This window comes from Salifodinibacter halophilus (assembly GCA_012999515.1).
In the GTDB taxonomy this organism is placed as follows: Bacteria; Pseudomonadota; Gammaproteobacteria; order Nevskiales; family Salinisphaeraceae; genus Salifodinibacter; species Salifodinibacter halophilus.
In genome coordinates, this window is sequence record JABEEB010000246.1 from 1 (window position 1) to 273 (window position 273).

Annotated in this window: 1 protein-coding gene; it reads left to right on the forward strand. The window is 67.0% G+C overall.

The window, feature by feature from the left end; all coding sequences use genetic code 11:
* The coding region (locus tag HKX41_11515; GenBank protein ID NNC24760.1) for a cell division protein FtsZ at positions 1–273 on the forward strand (273 nt) is incomplete at both ends.

Genomic DNA, 273 nt, shown 5'->3' on the forward strand with positions numbered 1-273 from the left:
CTCGACTTCGCCGACGTGAAGACCGTCATGGAGCGCGGCGGCGTCGCCATGATCGGTCTCGGCGAGTCCGACTCCGAGTCCAAGGCCCAAGAGTCCGTCAAGTCCGCCCTCCGGTCGCCGCTTCTCGACGTGGACATCTCCGGCGCGAACTCCGCGCTCGTCAACGTCACCGGCGGCTCCGACATGAGCATCGAGGAGGCCGAGGGCGTCGTCGAAGAGATTTACGACCGCATCGACCCCGACGCGCGCATCATCTGGGGGACCTCCGTCGAC